The sequence below is a fragment of the Streptomyces sp. NPDC055254 genome (genome assembly GCF_053606025.1).
The window spans coordinates 19,797-34,433 of the sequence record NZ_JBSGQV010000052.1; the positions used below are offsets into that span (position 1 = coordinate 19,797).

Annotated in this window: 9 protein-coding genes, 1 tRNA gene and 3 pseudogenes; 7 read left to right on the forward strand and 6 right to left on the reverse strand. The window is 74.8% G+C overall.

Annotated features, from left to right (window positions below):
- Positions 1-272: 272 nt before the first annotated feature.
- The 4 genes from ACWFQ8_RS30965 to ACWFQ8_RS30980 all read right to left on the reverse strand — a co-directional run bounded on the left by ACWFQ8_RS30965 (position 273) and on the right by ACWFQ8_RS30980 (position 3,939).
- Positions 273-1,478 carry a S8 family peptidase gene (locus ACWFQ8_RS30965; protein WP_453789606.1) on the reverse strand — a complete coding sequence of 402 codons (1,206 nt, stop codon included), beginning with the start codon at positions 1,476-1,478 and terminating at the stop codon, positions 273-275.
- A 208-nt stretch (positions 1,479-1,686) separates the two neighbouring features.
- Positions 1,687-2,100, reverse strand: coding sequence for an N-acetyltransferase family protein (locus ACWFQ8_RS30970; RefSeq protein ID WP_453789607.1), 414 nt, complete (start codon positions 2,098-2,100; stop codon positions 1,687-1,689).
- Positions 2,101-2,318: 218 nt separating this feature from the next.
- A complete protein-coding gene (locus tag ACWFQ8_RS30975; protein WP_453789608.1) occupies positions 2,319-3,032 on the reverse strand; it encodes a 4'-phosphopantetheinyl transferase family protein in 714 nt (237 codons plus the stop codon).
- Positions 3,033-3,426: 394 nt separating this feature from the next.
- Positions 3,427-3,939 (reverse strand): hypothetical protein, encoded by a 513-nt coding sequence (locus tag ACWFQ8_RS30980; RefSeq protein WP_453789609.1) that lies wholly within the window; start codon positions 3,937-3,939, stop codon positions 3,427-3,429.
- Positions 3,940-4,442: 503 nt separating this feature from the next.
- On the opposite strand from ACWFQ8_RS30980, the pseudogene ACWFQ8_RS30985 reads away from it, so the two are divergent.
- Positions 4,443-4,913 (forward strand): annotated as a pseudogene (locus ACWFQ8_RS30985) (phospholipase A2); the annotation flags it as partial.
- A gap of 39 nt (positions 4,914-4,952) precedes the next feature.
- Here the strand turns inward: ACWFQ8_RS30985 and ACWFQ8_RS30990 are convergent.
- A pseudogene (locus ACWFQ8_RS30990) lies at positions 4,953-5,399 on the reverse strand (FtsK/SpoIIIE domain-containing protein); the annotation flags it as partial.
- A gap of 302 nt (positions 5,400-5,701) precedes the next feature.
- Positions 5,702-5,777 (reverse strand) — tRNA-Arg (locus tag ACWFQ8_RS30995).
- Positions 5,778-6,109: 332 nt separating this feature from the next.
- Here ACWFQ8_RS30995 and ACWFQ8_RS31000 point away from each other — a divergent pair.
- The 6 genes and pseudogenes from ACWFQ8_RS31000 to ACWFQ8_RS31025 all read left to right on the forward strand — a co-directional run.
- A complete protein-coding gene (locus ACWFQ8_RS31000) occupies positions 6,110-7,789 on the forward strand; it encodes an ATP-binding protein (RefSeq protein ID WP_453789616.1) in 1,680 nt (559 codons plus the stop codon).
- 4 nt (positions 7,790-7,793) lie between these two features.
- Positions 7,794-9,698, forward strand: a complete 1,905-nt coding sequence (locus ACWFQ8_RS31005; protein ID WP_453789610.1) for a GTPase — start codon at positions 7,794-7,796, stop codon at positions 9,696-9,698.
- Between the two features lie 99 nt (positions 9,699-9,797).
- Positions 9,798-10,205, forward strand: a complete 408-nt coding sequence (locus ACWFQ8_RS31010; protein WP_453789611.1) for a single-stranded DNA-binding protein — start codon at positions 9,798-9,800, stop codon at positions 10,203-10,205.
- Positions 10,206-10,600: 395 nt separating this feature from the next.
- Positions 10,601-11,674, forward strand: a complete 1,074-nt coding sequence (locus tag ACWFQ8_RS31015; protein ID WP_453789612.1) for a thioester domain-containing protein — start codon at positions 10,601-10,603, stop codon at positions 11,672-11,674.
- A 54-nt stretch (positions 11,675-11,728) separates the two neighbouring features.
- Complete coding sequence (locus ACWFQ8_RS31020) at positions 11,729-13,204, forward strand: phosphatase PAP2 family protein (RefSeq protein ID WP_453789613.1); 1,476 nt, start codon at positions 11,729-11,731, stop codon at positions 13,202-13,204.
- Between the two features lie 98 nt (positions 13,205-13,302).
- Positions 13,303-14,271: pseudogene (locus ACWFQ8_RS31025) on the forward strand (ALF repeat-containing protein); the annotation flags it as partial.
- Positions 14,272-14,637 lie beyond the last annotated feature (366 nt).

Sequence of the window (14,637 nt, forward strand, 5' to 3'; positions counted from 1 at the left end):
GTGCGGGACGGGTGGGGCGGGGCGGACGGGTCGGGGGGCCGACGGGGCGGGTACGGGGCGTCGTGCGGGGCGTCGTACGGGGTGAGGACGGGGCCTGGTGCGGGGGCCTGGTGCGGAAGCCTGGCGCGGGGCGTCCTACGGGGTGGGTACGGGGGCCCGGCGCGGGGCGGGTGCGCGTCGTGGCGCGGGGGCGGGGCGGGGCAGGTCGTGGCGGGTCGTGGCGCGGGGGTCCCCGGGGGCGGCGGGCCGGGGCGGGGGCCGGCCCGGCGGCGTCAGCGGTCGGTCGGGGCGTGCAGGAGCAGGTTCGGCGTACCGGCCGGGAGCCCGGTGATCCGGTCCGACAGGGCGCCCCGCACCAGCGCCTCGGACACCTGCGCGGGAGTGGTCGCGACGCCGCCCGCCAGCACCAGCGCCGCGACGCCCGCCGCGTGCGGGGCCGCCATGGAGGTGCCGGAGGACCGGGCCAGCGCGGTCGTGGAACCCTTCCAGGCGGAGACGACCGCCACGCCCGGTGCGGAAAGGTCCACGCAGCGGCCGTAGTTGGAGAAGTCCGCCCGCCGGTCCGCGGCATCCGTCGCACCGACGGTGACGGCCGAGGGGACACGGGCCGGGGATCCGGCGCAGGCGTCGCGGCCGTCGTTGCCGGCGGCCGCGACGAAGGTGATGCCGGAGGCGACCGCACGCGTCACCGCCGCGTCCAGGGCGGCGCTGGGGGTCCCGCCCATGCTCATGTTCGCCACCGCCGGGACGGCCGGGGCGGCGGAGTGGTCCTTCAGCATCCATTCGAGGCCGCGCAGAATGGCCGAAAGACTACCGTCCCCGCGGCAGTCGGCGACCTTCACGGCGACGAGCGAAACCCCCTTCGCGACCCCGTAGGTCGCCCCGCCCACGGACGCGGCGACGTGCGTGCCGTGGCCGTTGCAGTCGCGGGACCCCTCCATCCACAGCGCGGTGTAGCCGCTCCGGGCGCGGCCGCCGAACTCCCGGTGGCGGGTGTTGATGCCGGTGTCCACGACGTAGACGGTGACGCCCTCGGCCTTCCGGGCGTACGCGTACGAACCGTCGAGCGGCAGCTCCCGCTGGTCGATCCGGTCCAGCGGCCAGGGCGCCTGCGGCTGCGTGTCGCTGACGCGGAACCGCGCGTCCGGCTCCACGGAGGACACCCGCGGGTCGGCGGCGAGCGCGGCGGCGCGGGCGGCGGTGGTACGGACGGCGAAGCCGTTCAGGGCGGTGTCGAAGACGGCGCCGACCCGGTCACCGGAGTCCGCCGCCTCGGCGGCCAATTCCCGCGCGGGGGCGCGGGTGGCGGTGTCCTTGAGGACGACGACGTAGGGGGCGGTGCGGGCTTCGGCGACGGTGGCGGCGGTCGCGGCGGGAGCGGTCCCGGCCGCCGCGAGGAGGGCGGCGGCCGGCAGCAGCGCGGTGAGTGCCCCGAGCGCGGAGCGGGACGCGGGGGGCGTGGGGGGTGGGGGCGACACGGGAGGAGGCGTGGGGGGTGAGGGGGGCGTGTATGCGGTCATGCGGCGATGCTCGGCGAGCGGTGCCACGGGCGCGCGGAGGGTGCGCCGAGTGGGCGCACGACACGCCGCCGCGAGAGCTACGCACGACGCGCCCGGAGACCTGCGGGGCGAGGCGCACGCGAGCCCGACGGTGTCCACGCGAAAGCCCACCGGCTGCGTGCGAGGCCTACGAGCTCACGGGCCATCCGCGCATCGCGAACACGCCCTCGTCGCGGGCGCCGGCGGAGGCGTAGGTGGCCAGTGCGGCCTCGTTGTCGGTGTCGACCCCCACCCACATGCCGTAACAGCCGCGCGCCCCGGCCTCGTCGGCGAGGGCCAGGGTCAGGGCGCGGCCGATGCCCCGGCGCCGGTAGCCCTCGTCCACGGAGAGCTCGTACAGGCACATCTCCGTGCCCTTGTCGGGGTGGGTCATCTCGACGCCGGAGACCATCCCGGCGGGGACGCCGTCGACGTAGGCGATCAGCATGAGGTGCCCCGGGGACGCGAGGAACCGCTCGGACCAGTCCGGGCGGGCGGGACCGTCGAAGAGGGATTCGGCGGCGGAGAGTTCGGCGACGGTACCGGCTCGGCGGATGTCCATGGCGGTCACCATAGAGGGCGCGCGCGAACGAGGCACGATGTGCGCGGCCGTGGCCGCGTACACGGCGGTCGTGCAGATGCGGTACCTGGCGCCCGACCCGTGGGCGTGGGCGCTCGCGGACGGCTCGGCGGGCGCGTCGGGTGCGCCTGTCCGACGCCCGCGGCCGCCGAACGCGCCGGGCGGTCCGGACGCGGCCGCCCGGTCCCCGAACGGGCTCCTTACGCCTGTACCCCTGAGCGCACGGCGAGCGCGGCCGCGTAACCGGCGGGGGCCGGTAGGTCGCACAGGGTCCACCCCGGCACGGACGCCGGGTCGGCGGCCGCTCCGACGTACGGCTCGACCAGGCCGAGGGCCAGCCCGGTACCGCTCGCCTTGAGGCAGGCCTCCTTGCGGGCCCAGACGCGGGCGAAGGCGGCGGGGAGGTCCGCCTCGGGCAGGGCGCTCAGCTCGTCCGCCTCCGCCGGATGCAGCGAGGTCAGCACGTCGGCAACCGAGCCCGCACTCGGAAGCCGCTCCACGTCGACGCCGACCGGCACCCCGGCGAGGGCGACGTACGCCAGGTCCCCGCTGTGCGAGAGCGAGAAATGCACCCCGCCGCCGGCGACGGCGGGCCGCCCGTGGGCGCCTCGACCGCAGTGGCACTCCTCCCGGACCAGGCCGACCCGCTCGGGGGCCAGCCCGAGATGGTTCCCGAGCAGGACCCGAAGTCCCACATGGGAGGCGATGTAGCGGTGCCGGTCGCCCGGCCGCACCAGCCGCGCGGCCCGCTCCTGTTCCGCGGCGTCCAGCACCGCCGCCGCCTCGCCGACCGGCAGCCCGCCGACCACGTCCAGCGTGGTGTCCAGGGACCACACCGTGACGGCAGCGCTGGTCGAGGAGCGGTCCTCGACCGGCGGGGGAAGGGCCCCGAGTACGTTCACGTGCTGGATCACCGGACGAGCGTAAACGAGGCGCCCGGCCGGTCGGTCCGGTGCTGGCCGACCCCGGGCACCGGTCCGCGCCCGACCGATGACCGCCGCTCCGGCCCGACCCCGAGGCACCGGCCCGCCCCGCCCGGTGACCCGCCGCTTCGACCCCGGCGGCGAACTCCGCACCGGCCGGGCCGGTGACCACGGATCAGGCCGTTCCCGTGCCCACCGCGCTCCGGCGGTCTCCACTCTGCCCCCGCCGAAGGCACCGGTCCCGCCCCGCCCGGTGACCCGCCGCCACCCGCCCGGTGACCGCCGCTTCGACCCGGCCCCGTGCCCACCGCGCCGGGGGCTTCCGCCCCGCCCCAACCCCCAGTCCCAGCCTGACCGGTACCAGGGCGGCGCCTTGGCCACCTGTCTACCCCGCGACCGCGTCACGCACGGCCCTCCCCGGTGACGGAGTGCCGTCGGTCCAGGCGTAGACCCGCTTGCCGCGCACCGCGACCTGGTACTGGTGGGCGTCCCGGCACTCGGGCCGCTCCTCGGCCCGTAGGTCGGCAGGCCACCACCGGGTGTTCAACCCGGGGCCGCCCACGCGCTTCGGTGTCCCCGCCGGACACTGCGGGCCGTCCAGCGGGGTCTCTCCGAGGGTGAACCGGATCAGCCTGGCCTTGCCGGTGGTGCGTACGTGTATGCGGACGTCCGTGGCGTCCCGGGGTATCCAGGACGGCAGGGCGAAGCCCGGATTCCCCTTCGCGTGGGTGTGGGCGCGTACGTCCGCGACGGTCGCGAAGCGCTTGCCCTTCTCCTTGAAGACACGGTCGTTGACCGTGTCCGTCACAGGGTTGGGCGGCAGGTTGGGCAGGGCGAAGGCAGAGGTGGCGAGGATTCCCAGAGTGGCGGCGGCGATGACGAGCGGACGGCTGTTCATGCCTTCCAGTCTCGGCTGGCCTTCCCCTCTCGCGCGTCCCTCCCCGGTAGCAACTATCTCTCTGCCGAAGGTCCTACACCGGCCCCCACCGCCTCATACCTGGGTCCCGGACAGCCCCAGGGAACTGATACCTCCACCGAACACGGGACCGAAGGCAGGCAACGCGGCCCGAACGTACGCCCAGGTGGCAGGGCCTCACGAGTGAAATTCCTTCGGGTCCCGCCGGCAGGTGGAATCCGGCCGGGCCCGATCCGTTAGGTCGGGAGAGCCGACACCGCCACCGACAGCCGTCACCCGCCGCCCACCATCCACCACCCGATCCCGGACCAGGAGTTGGTCGGAGCGGCGCCGCGCACCCCGTACCGCACGGTCTGGACGCCCCGGAGGACCCCCAGCCCCCCCCCCCCCCCCCCCACCCCCGCCCCCCCCCCCCCCCCCGCCCCCCCGCCCCCGCCCCCCCCCCCCCCCGGGGCGGCCACCACGCCCACGCCCCACCGGCGGGGTCGGTACCGGCCGACAAACCGCAGATCCTGAGCAGTTGGACACGGACCCATGCCACCAGCTACAACGCCTGGATCACCGCACGCGGGAACCAGAGCGCCTGGGCGGCGTACGGCTTCGACTGGAGCACCGACTACTGCACTTCCTCGCCGGACAACCCCTTCGGCTTCCCCTTCCAGCCGGCCTGCGCCCGCCACGACTTCGGCTACCGCAACCACAGGGCGGCCGGTTCCTTCTCCGCCCGCAAGGCCCAGCTGGACGACGCCTTCCACGCGGACCTCCGGCGCGTCTGCGCCCGGTACACAGGGGCGAGGAAGACTTCTTGCGACGGCACTGCGTGGATCTATTACCAAGCGGTGCGCACCCTGGACATCATCCCGACCTCCGTCCCGACCTCCACCCCGACCTCCGTCCCGACCTCCACCCCGACTTCCACCCCGGCCCCCGCCTCGACGCCCAGCTCCACCTCGTGACCCGGCCGTTCGGCGCCACGAGGGTCAGTCCCGGTTTGGGATCTGGTCCTTGCAGTGCTGCACGATGCCGGCGATCTCGCCGTCGGTGACGAAGGCGCCCTGCAACCGGACGGGCTTGTTCGCGCCCATCGGCAGGAACAGCCCGTCGCCCTTGCCGATCAGCTTCTCGGCGCCGGGCTGGTCCAGGATGACCCGGCTGTCGGCGAGGGAGGAGGTGGCGAACGCGAGCCGCGAGGGCACGTTCGCCTTGATCAGGCCGGTCACCACGTCCACCGAGGGCCGTTGGGTCGCCAGCACCAGGTGGATACCGGCCGCGCGCGCCAGCTGCGTGATCCGCACGATGGAGTCCTCCACGTCGCGCGGAGCCACCATCATCAGATCCGCGAGCTCGTCGACGATCGCCAGCAGGTACGGGTACGGGCTGAGCTCCCGCTCACTGCCCGGCGGCAGTTTGATCTTGCCGTCCCGGATCGCCCGATTGCGGTCCCGGCGCCGCCATCGTCGCCGCGGGGACCGTACCTCCGGCGCGTCTGGAGCAAAGGTCGCGGAACCGGGCGGGGGCGAACATGAGTACGTGTCACCGAGGGGTCGGCGCGGGCCCGATCGGAGGCGCGCGGCCACCCCGTCCGCCCGGGTCGCCGGCCGCCGCCAAGCCCTTCGCGGAGGAATCGGCCGAGCCCGCCGGCGCGGACCGCAAGGCTTACGGCGGCGCTACCGAGACTGCGCTAAAGTGCCGCTGACCTGCAAGAAAGCCCTCCGCGGCGGGAGGGCTTCGAAGGGTGGACCCATGGTGCCCCCGGCAGGACTCGAACCTGCGGCCAAGTGCTTAGAAGGCACCTGCTCTATCCACTGAGCTACGGGGGCCGGAAGGTGGCCGTGGTGGGCCTGGAGCCCCTGGTGGGGGTGGGACTGCGGTCCGTGCCAGGTCAAGGATAGGGCTCCAGCCGCCTTGTCCCGGTTGCTTCACTCGCGTGCCACGATGTGGAGGTTCGGTGAAGCGGTCCCGATAATCGCAGGCAGGTGCGATTCTCGCACCGCTTTTGCGCCGCGTCGCGCCTGGTGTTGTGCACTCGTTATGCCTGCGCCCCACTCGTCCGCTGTGTCCAGAATGTCCCAGTGGAGTCGCCATCGGCGCGCAGAGGGCGTATAAGCTTCAAAAATGGTCCTAAATTGGGCATTCTTCGCATGTGGTGACCTTGGATGTACGGCCTCAGCTGCTCGATGCCCTGTCCGCCCTGCGCGACCGGGTCGCGTCCGTGCGTCTGCCGCTGCCCCTGCCCGGCGCTCCGCGCGCCCGCCAGACCAGAGCCGAGTTGCTCGCACAGCTCGACGACTACCTCGTACCCCGGCTGAAGGCGCCCGAGGCGCCGATGCTCGCCGTCGTCGGCGGGTCCACCGGGGCCGGTAAGTCCACCCTCGTCAACTCCCTCGTCGGCCGGCAGGTCAGCGAAGCCGGGGTGCTGCGCCCGACCACGCGCACGCCGGTGCTCGTCTGCCATCCGGACGACCACCACTGGTTCGCCGGGATGCGGGTACTGCCCGATCTCATGCGGGTGTGGGTACCGCACGGAGAGGAGGAGACGTTCGGCGGAGCCGGATCCCGGCCCCGGGACCCCGGTGCCAGAAGCGGAACCAGGGGCGGAATCCGGGGCGGCGCCGGTTCCCGCGGCCGGGGCGCAACTGCCGCCGACAGCCACGCGACGCGCGAGATGCGGATCGAGACCGTGTCCAGCCTGCCGCGCGGCCTCGCCATCCTCGACGCCCCCGACATCGACTCCCTCGTGGTCGAGAACCGGACACTCGCCGCCGAACTCATCTGCGCCGCCGACGTCTGGGTGATGGTCACCACCGCCTCGCGGTACGCCGACGCCGTCCCCTGGCACCTCCTGCGCACCGCCAAGCAGTACAAGGCCACCCTCGTCACGGTCCTCGACCGGGTCCCGCACCAGGTCCTCGCCGAGGTGTCGCGCCAGTACGGGGCCCTGCTGACCCGGGCCGGGCTGGGCGACGTACCGAGGTTCACCGTGCCGGAGCTGCCCGAATCGGCGGGCGGGGGCGGGCTGCTGCCGGCCAGTGCCGTCGCCCCGCTCTTCGCCTGGCTCGCCCACCACGCCCAGGACCCGGCAGCCCGCCAGTACGCCGTCGGGCGGACAGCGCTGGGCGCGCTGGACTCCCTCGGGCGCCGGATGCCCGAACTCGCCTCCGCCGTCGCCGCCCAGCACGCCGCCGCCGTACGGCTGACCACCGCCGTGGAGGACGCGTACAAGAGGGAGGGCAAGCGGGTCCGCAACCGCCTCGACCAGGGCGCCGTACTGGCCGGGGACGCGCTGACCCGGTGGCGCGGCTACCCGCTCGACACGAGCGCCGACGAACTGCTCGACTCCCTCGCCGAATCCCTCACCGCGCTCCTCCAGTGCGCCGTCGCCGCCGCCGACGAGCGGATCGCCGTCGCCTGGCGCGGCGAACCGGCCGCCGGAGCGGTGCCGCTGCCCGCGCCCGACCGGGAGGCGGGGGAACGTATCGGCATGGCCGTACGGCGCTGGCAACGGGTGTTGGAGGAACTGGCCGAGGAGGAGGTGGCGCGGCTCGACAAGCAGCCCGCGCCCGACCCCGACGGGGTCGCCGCCCTGCTCGTCGCCGCCCTCCTCGGAGGCAAGCGGGCCCGCCCCGCCGGGGAGAAGCTCGCCGAACGGATCGGCGTACAGGCCGCAGTGCGGCTGCGCGACCGGGGCGGGGAGCTGGTCGGCGACCACCTCGACCAGGTACTGCGCGCCGAACGCGACCGCCGGCTCGCCCCGTTGGAGGCGTTCGAAGTGACCCCGCAACCCCAGGCGGAGCTGATTGCCGCGCTGTCCGTACTGCAGAAGGAGAGGTGACACGGTGACTGCCCTGACCGACCGGACCGACGACCGCTGGGACGACGGATTCATCGCACGCTCGCGCCCCGGCGCCGCGGGCGGGCGGGCCGGTGGCGCCGGCCCGGGCTCCGATTACGACCACGACCACGACCACGAACAGGGTGGCGACGGCGACGGGGGCGACGAGAACGACGAGGCGCTCGTACGGGCCGTCTCCGGCGCCGGCAACGACGGCGGCAAGGTCCCCGCCCCGCCGCTGAGCCCCGAGGGACGGGCCCTGCGCCTGCGTCTGGACGCGCTGCGCCAACTGGTCGGACTCTCCCGGACCCGGCTCGACGGCAAGACCCTCGCCGAGGCCGGCCGGGTGCTGGACGAGGCGGCGGCGCGCCGCGGGCTGTCACCCCAGCACACGGTCGTCGCGATCGCCGGAGCCACCGGAAGCGGCAAGTCCACGCTCTTCAATTCACTCGCCGGGGTACAGATTTCGGAGACGGGTCTGCGCCGGCCCACCACTGCGGCACCCATCGCGTGCAGCTGGTCGGACGGCGCGGCCGGACTGCTGGACCGGCTGGAGATCCCCGGCCGGCTGCGCCGCCGCCCCCGCGAGACCTCGGAGTCGGAGGCGCTGCGCGGGATGGTCCTCGTGGACCTGCCCGACCTCGACTCGGCGGTCGTCGCGCACCGCGACCACGTGGACCGGGTGCTGGCGCTGGTCGACGCGGTGGTGTGGGTGGTTGACCCGGAGAAGTACGCGGACGCGGTGCTGCACGAGCGCTACCTGCGGCCGCTGGCCGGCCACGCGGAGATCACCTTCGTGGTGCTCAACCAGGTGGACCGGCTGCCCGGCGAGTCCGCCGACCTCGTACTGGACGACCTGCGCCGGCTCCTCGACGACGACGGCATCGCCCTCGGCGAGCACGGCGAGCCCGGCGCCACGGTGCTGGGGCTGTCCGCACTGACCGGTGAGGGCGTCGGCGAACTGCGCGAACTCCTGGCCCAGTTCACCCAGGAGAAGGGCGCCGCGACCCGGCGGATCTCCGCCGACGTCGACCGCGCCGCCGGGCGCCTGCGGCCGCTGTACGTCGCCGACGGGCACGCCGGACCGGAGATCGGAGAGGCGGCGCGTGCCGAGTTCGAGGACCGGCTCGCGGAGGCGGTCGGGGCCTACGCGGCCGGGCTCGCGGCCGAGCGGGCCTGGCGGCGCAACGCCGGGAAGGCGTGCGGGACACCGTGGTTGCGGCTGTGGCGGTGGTACGAGGGGCGGCGCGCCCCGCGCACGCTGTCGGGCCTTGCCGCCCTCGCGGCGATCGGCGGCCGGGGTGCGGGGAGCGCGGAAGCCCCGGTCGAGGAGGAGGTGACCGCGCGTCAGCGGGTCGAGCAGGCCGTACGGGTGGTCGCCGACGAGGCGGTCACCGGCCTGCCCGACCCGTGGGCCCAAGCGGTACGGGAGACGGCGGTGCGCGGCGCCGAAGGTCTCCCGGAGGCCCTGGACGACCTGGCCGTCACCCTTGGCTCGGGGGGTGCGGCGCCGGGCACCGCACCCGCCAAACCACCGAGGCCCGCGTGGTGGCCGGCCGCGGTGCTCGCCCAGGCGGCCATGACCCTGCTGCAGATCTACGGCGGGCTGTGGCTGGTCGGGCAGATCGTCGGCGTTCTGGAACCGAAGCTGATGCCGCCGGTGCTGCTCATGGTGGCGGGCATCATCGGCGGGCCGCTGGTGGAGTGGGCCTGCTCGATCGCCGCCCGGGGCCCGGCACGCCGGTACGGGCAGGACGCGGAGCGCCGGCTGCGGCAGGCGGCCGCCGGATGCGGGCGGGCGCGGGTGCTGGAGCCGGTGGCGGCGGAGCTGCTGCGCTACCGGGAGGTCCGGGAGCAGTACGCGGCCGTCGCCGCAGGGGGGACGCGGTTGTCCACAACCCGCCAGTAGTCCACAGGCCGGAGCGGGAGGCGGGCGGTCGGCCCCAGCATGGGTCGTACCGCGTGCGGAGGGTCCGTACCGGTACGGAACGTGAGGAGGGCGGCCGGGATGAACGACACCCTGGTGACGCTGGTGGGGCACGTGGCCACCCGGATCGACTACAAGGAGACGCTGCACGGACCGTCGGCGAGGTTCCGCTTCGGAGTCACCCCGCGGTACTTCGACCGGCGCAAGGACACGTGGGTGGACGGGGCCCCCAGCTTCTACACCGTATGGGCGCGGCGGGCGCTCGCGCTGAACCTCGCCGGGTCCGTTTCGGTCGGCGAACCGCTCGTGGTGCACGGCCGGTTGCGCGTGCGCGAGGATCCGCCCGACGGGGAGGGCAACCGGTGGTTCTCGGCGGACATCGAGGCCACCGCCATCGGACACGACCTGAACCGCGGAACCGCGGCGTTCCGGCGGGTCGTCAAGACGGACACGCCGCTGATGGACACTCAGAAGGCGACGGTGGTCTGAGTGTTCGAGGCGGTTAGGATTCCCCGATACTCACGGGCACCTGGGTCTTTGGCCCGAAGGGGAAGACTGTGTCGATTGCCGTTCCCGCATCCTCCGCTCCTGATTCCGCCCCCCGGGCCGATCCGCCGGTTCGCACGGCCGCGCCGGCCCCGTCCGTTCCACCCGTCCCACCCGGGTCGGTCGATGCGCCTGCTCGTGCCGCGGACGCGCCGGCCCCCGGCGCCCTGTTCGGTGCTGTCGGTGCTGTCGGTCCTGGGCCTACGGCCGTACGTGCCTCCGCGCGGCGCCCGCTGGCGGCGGCCCTCCTGGCCGCGGCCCTCACCGCCGCGCCCGGAGCGTCGGCGGCCGCCGACTCCGATCCGGTGGCATCACGGGCACCGGAGGGTGCGAGCGCCGTGCTGGACGGACTGAAGACGTACGGGCGGGCGGTCCTGCACTCCGGGGACGGGTCGGTACGGCAGATCCCCGCCGGGCTGTACGAGATGCGGGTCGACGGCGGCGGAATGCTCCAGACGTACGGAGTCGGGGTCGAGGGCCACGCGCAGCCCCGAGCCCGCTATACGGAGAGCGGGTGGAGCGGCAGCCCGCTCGCCGGGAACCGGGAAGCGGGCCGGATCCGCTGGGTCCTGGAGCACTCGTATCCGCAGCTGAACGACCTGGCCGGACTGGCCGAGGCGGCGGGAGCCGACTCGCTCACCGCCGAGAGCGCGGCGGCCGGGACCCAGGTGGCGATCTGGAGGCTGGCGGACGGAGCGCGGGTGGAGGCCGCCGACCCGGCGGCGGAGAAGCTCGCCGACTACCTCCAGCGCAAGGCCGGTCAGCTGCCGGAGCCGCCCGCCTCACTGCGGCTGGACCCGGGCGACGTGTCGGGGGCGGCGGGTAGCCGGCTCGGGCCGGTGACCGTGCGGACCGTAGCGCGGAGCGTGTCGGTGGTCCCGGACGCGGCGGCCGTGGCGATGGGGGTGCGGGTGGTGGACGCCGACGGGAAACCGCTGACCACCGCCGTCAACGGGAGCCGGCTGTACTTCGAGGTGCCCGCGGGCACCCCGGACGGGGTCGCCTCGGTCACCGTGCAGGGCGCGACCAAGGTCCCGGTCGGGCGCGTGTTCACCAGCGGAGTGCCGGCGCAGGCGCAGATCGTGGCCGGTTCCAGCGAGTCGGCGGCCGCCGCCACGGCCTCGGCGCTCTGGCCGGAGCTGCCCGTGACGCAAGCGGGAGCGGAAGGGGGCACGGTCTCGGCCGCGGCGCAGGGCACGGCCTCCGGCCAGGACGCTGCGGTGGGACTGGGTCCGCACGCCGCCCGGCTGGCCTCGGTGGACTCCCCGGAGGAGGATCGGCTGGCGTCCAGCGGGAGCTCGGCGGCCACCCCGGTCATCGCCTCCCTCGCGGTGGGCCTCGTGGTCCTGGGCGGCCTGGTGGTCCTGCTGCTCCGCAAGCGCCCCTTGGACGAGGAGGACACCCGGCCCTAGACCGGCTGGAGCAGAGTGCCGATTCCGGATACGTGCGCGGGGTAAGGGCGACAAATGGCTGATCAGGAACTCATGTGGCAAGGCGCGGTCGCACGGTGGGACCGCCAGGTCTTCGACGCGGTGGCCCGCCGGCACTGGCCGGGCGCCGACCGCGTGCTCCCCCGGCTCGGGAGAGCGGCGAACCACGGGCTGCTCTGGGGCGCGACGGCCGCCGCGATCACCGCCTTCGGATCGGTCAGGGCCCGCAAGGCCGCCGTGCGGGGCATCGCGTCCCTGGCGCTGGCCTCCGCGACGATCAACACGGTCGGGAAGTGGTCCGTACGCCGGCCGCGACCGCTGCTGCACGGCGTGCCCGCCGTGCGGCAACTGGCGACGCAGCCGCAGACCACCTCCTTCCCGTCGGGGCACTCCGCCTCCGCCTTCGCCTTCACCGCCGGGCTGGCGCTGGAGTCGCCCGGCTGGGGGGCCGTGGTGGCTCCGGTGGCGGCCTCCGTGGCGTTCTCCCGCGTGTACACCGGGGTGCACTACCCCTCCGACGTGCTCGCGGGCGCGGCGCTGGGGGTGGCCGCCGGGTTCGTCGTACGACGCCTCGCGCGGGACGTGAAGCAGGCCCGGGTCGTGCCGGGCGACGAGAGGGCGGCCGTCGGGGCGCCCGCGCTGCCCGACGGGGACGGCCTCACCGTGGTGGTCAACACCGGCTCGGGAACGGCCGCGAGCGCGGGTCTCACCCTCCTGCGCGAACGGCTCCCCAAGGCGGAGCTGATCGAGTGCGGCGGCGCCGAGCTGGCCGCCGAGCTGGCGGCGGCCGCCTCCCGGGCCACCGTGCTCGGGGTCTGCGGCGGCGACGGCACGGTCAACGCCGCCGCCACCGCGGCATTGCGGGCCGGAGTACCGCTGGCGGTGTTCCCCGGCGGCACCCTCAACCACTTCTCGCTGGACCTCGGCCTGGCCGGCGTCCAGGACACCTGCCGAGCCGTCGCCGAGGGGCACGCCGTCCACATCGGCGTGGGCCGCTTCACCCCCGGACCCGACGGCGGGCCCGGGTACTTCCTGAACAACTTCAGCATCGGCGCCTACCCGGAACTGCTCGGCCACCGGCTCCGCTGGAGCTCGCGCATCGGCGCCGGCCCCGCCGCGCTGCTGGCGTCCTGGCGGGTGCTGCGGTCGCAGCGGCCCGTGCGGCTGCGTCTCGCCGGCCGCCCCCGGAGCGTGTGGCTGCTCTTCGCGGGCAACGGCACCTACCACGGCACCGGCCCGACCCCCCGGCGCCGCGACAGCCTCGGCGAGGGCCTGCTCGACGTCCGGCTCGTCTACGGCGGGGGGCGCCCCGGCCCCCGCTTGCTGGCGGCCGCGCTGGCAGGGCCCCTGACGCGCTCCCCCGTCCACGCGGCCACCCGGCTGCGCAGCCTGCGCCTCGGCGACATCCCGCCCGGCACGCCCTTCGCGTACGACGGCGAGTACGCCGAGGCCCCGGCCGGGCTGGTGCTGGACGAGCTGCCCGACGCCCTCACGGTGTACCGGCCGCGCTGAGGCCCCGGGGCGGCTCCCCGGCCGCGCTGAGGGCCCGAGGGGGCGGCTTCCGGCCGCGCGGCAGCGGAGTTTCGTACTCCGCGGTAATGCCGTGGATCATGAGGAGAGACCGCTCTAGGGTGGGCCAAGATCATGATCATCAGCTTGTGGGGGAATCGCCTGTGAAGTTGTCCCGGATCGCCGCCGCGGTCACCGCCGCCGCCATCGCTCCAGCCGTTCTGCTCGCCTCACCGGCCTTCGCCGCCGACCGGGCGCCGGCACCCGGCACCCCCGCGTCGCCGACGGCTCCCGACCGGAGCCCGACCGAGAACTCCTCCGACCCGTCGGCGGGCAAGCCGGCCGAACAGCCCGCCGACGACGGCAAGCAGGCCGAACGCGACCGCAAGGACATCCTGCGCCTCATGGCCGCGGCGGCGCCGGGTTCCGTCGTGCGTGAGCGCGGCTCCAAGGCCATCGACGGCGGCGCCGCCGCGATGCGCGCCTTCCTGGAGACCGGCCAGCACCTGGCCCGGGCCGAGGACGACCGCATCGAGCTCGCCCGTATCGCGGAGGCCGAGAAGGGCTGGGTCACCGGCGACGTCGCCGAGGGGCTGCTGACCCGGGGCGCAACGGGCCCCGAGATGCGCCGTTTCCTGGAAGTGACCCAGTTCCAGCTGCGTGACGAGGACAACCAGGTCCGTGTCTCTCGCCTCATCGGCGCCGGCGGCCCGGCGGTCCGGGAGGCCGGCAAGGCCGCCCTCAAGGGCACCCCGGCCGACCGCACCGCCTTCCTGAAGACGGGCCAGTACGAGGCGCGCGCCTCGGACGACCGGGTCGAGCTGTCCCGGATCGACGAGGCCGAGGACGGTCCGGTCCTTTCCGCGGCGATCAGCAAGCTGCTCGGCGGCAGCCCGACCCCGGCCGAGCTGCGTCACTTCCTGGAGGTGACCCAGTACGAGCTGCGCGACGAGGACAACCGGCTCCGCATCGCCAAGATCGTCAAGGAGGGCGGCCCCGAGGTCGCCAAGGCCGGCAACGCGGCCCTGCGGGGCACCGCGGACGACCGCGTCGCCTTCCTGAAGACGGGCCAGCACGACGCTCGGGAGAAGGACAAGAAGGCCGCGGAGGAGGCGGGCAAGCCGAACCCCGGGACCAAGACGGAGACCGGTACGGGCACCGGCAGCGGAGCCGGGACCCAGCAGATCGTCACCACCGGTACCGGTACCGGAACCGGTACGGGCTCCGGCACGAGCGGCGGCAACAGCGTCACTGCGAACGGCGGCGCCCTGGCCTCCACCGGCTCCGACGGCACCACCTGGGCCGTGACCGGCGCCGGCACCGCGCTCGCGGCGGGCGCCGGCCACGATCTACGGCCGGCCCGGCGAGGGCCTGCTCCAGATCGGCATCACCGGCACCTCCGGCAAGACCACCACGGCGTACCTCGTGGAGGGCGG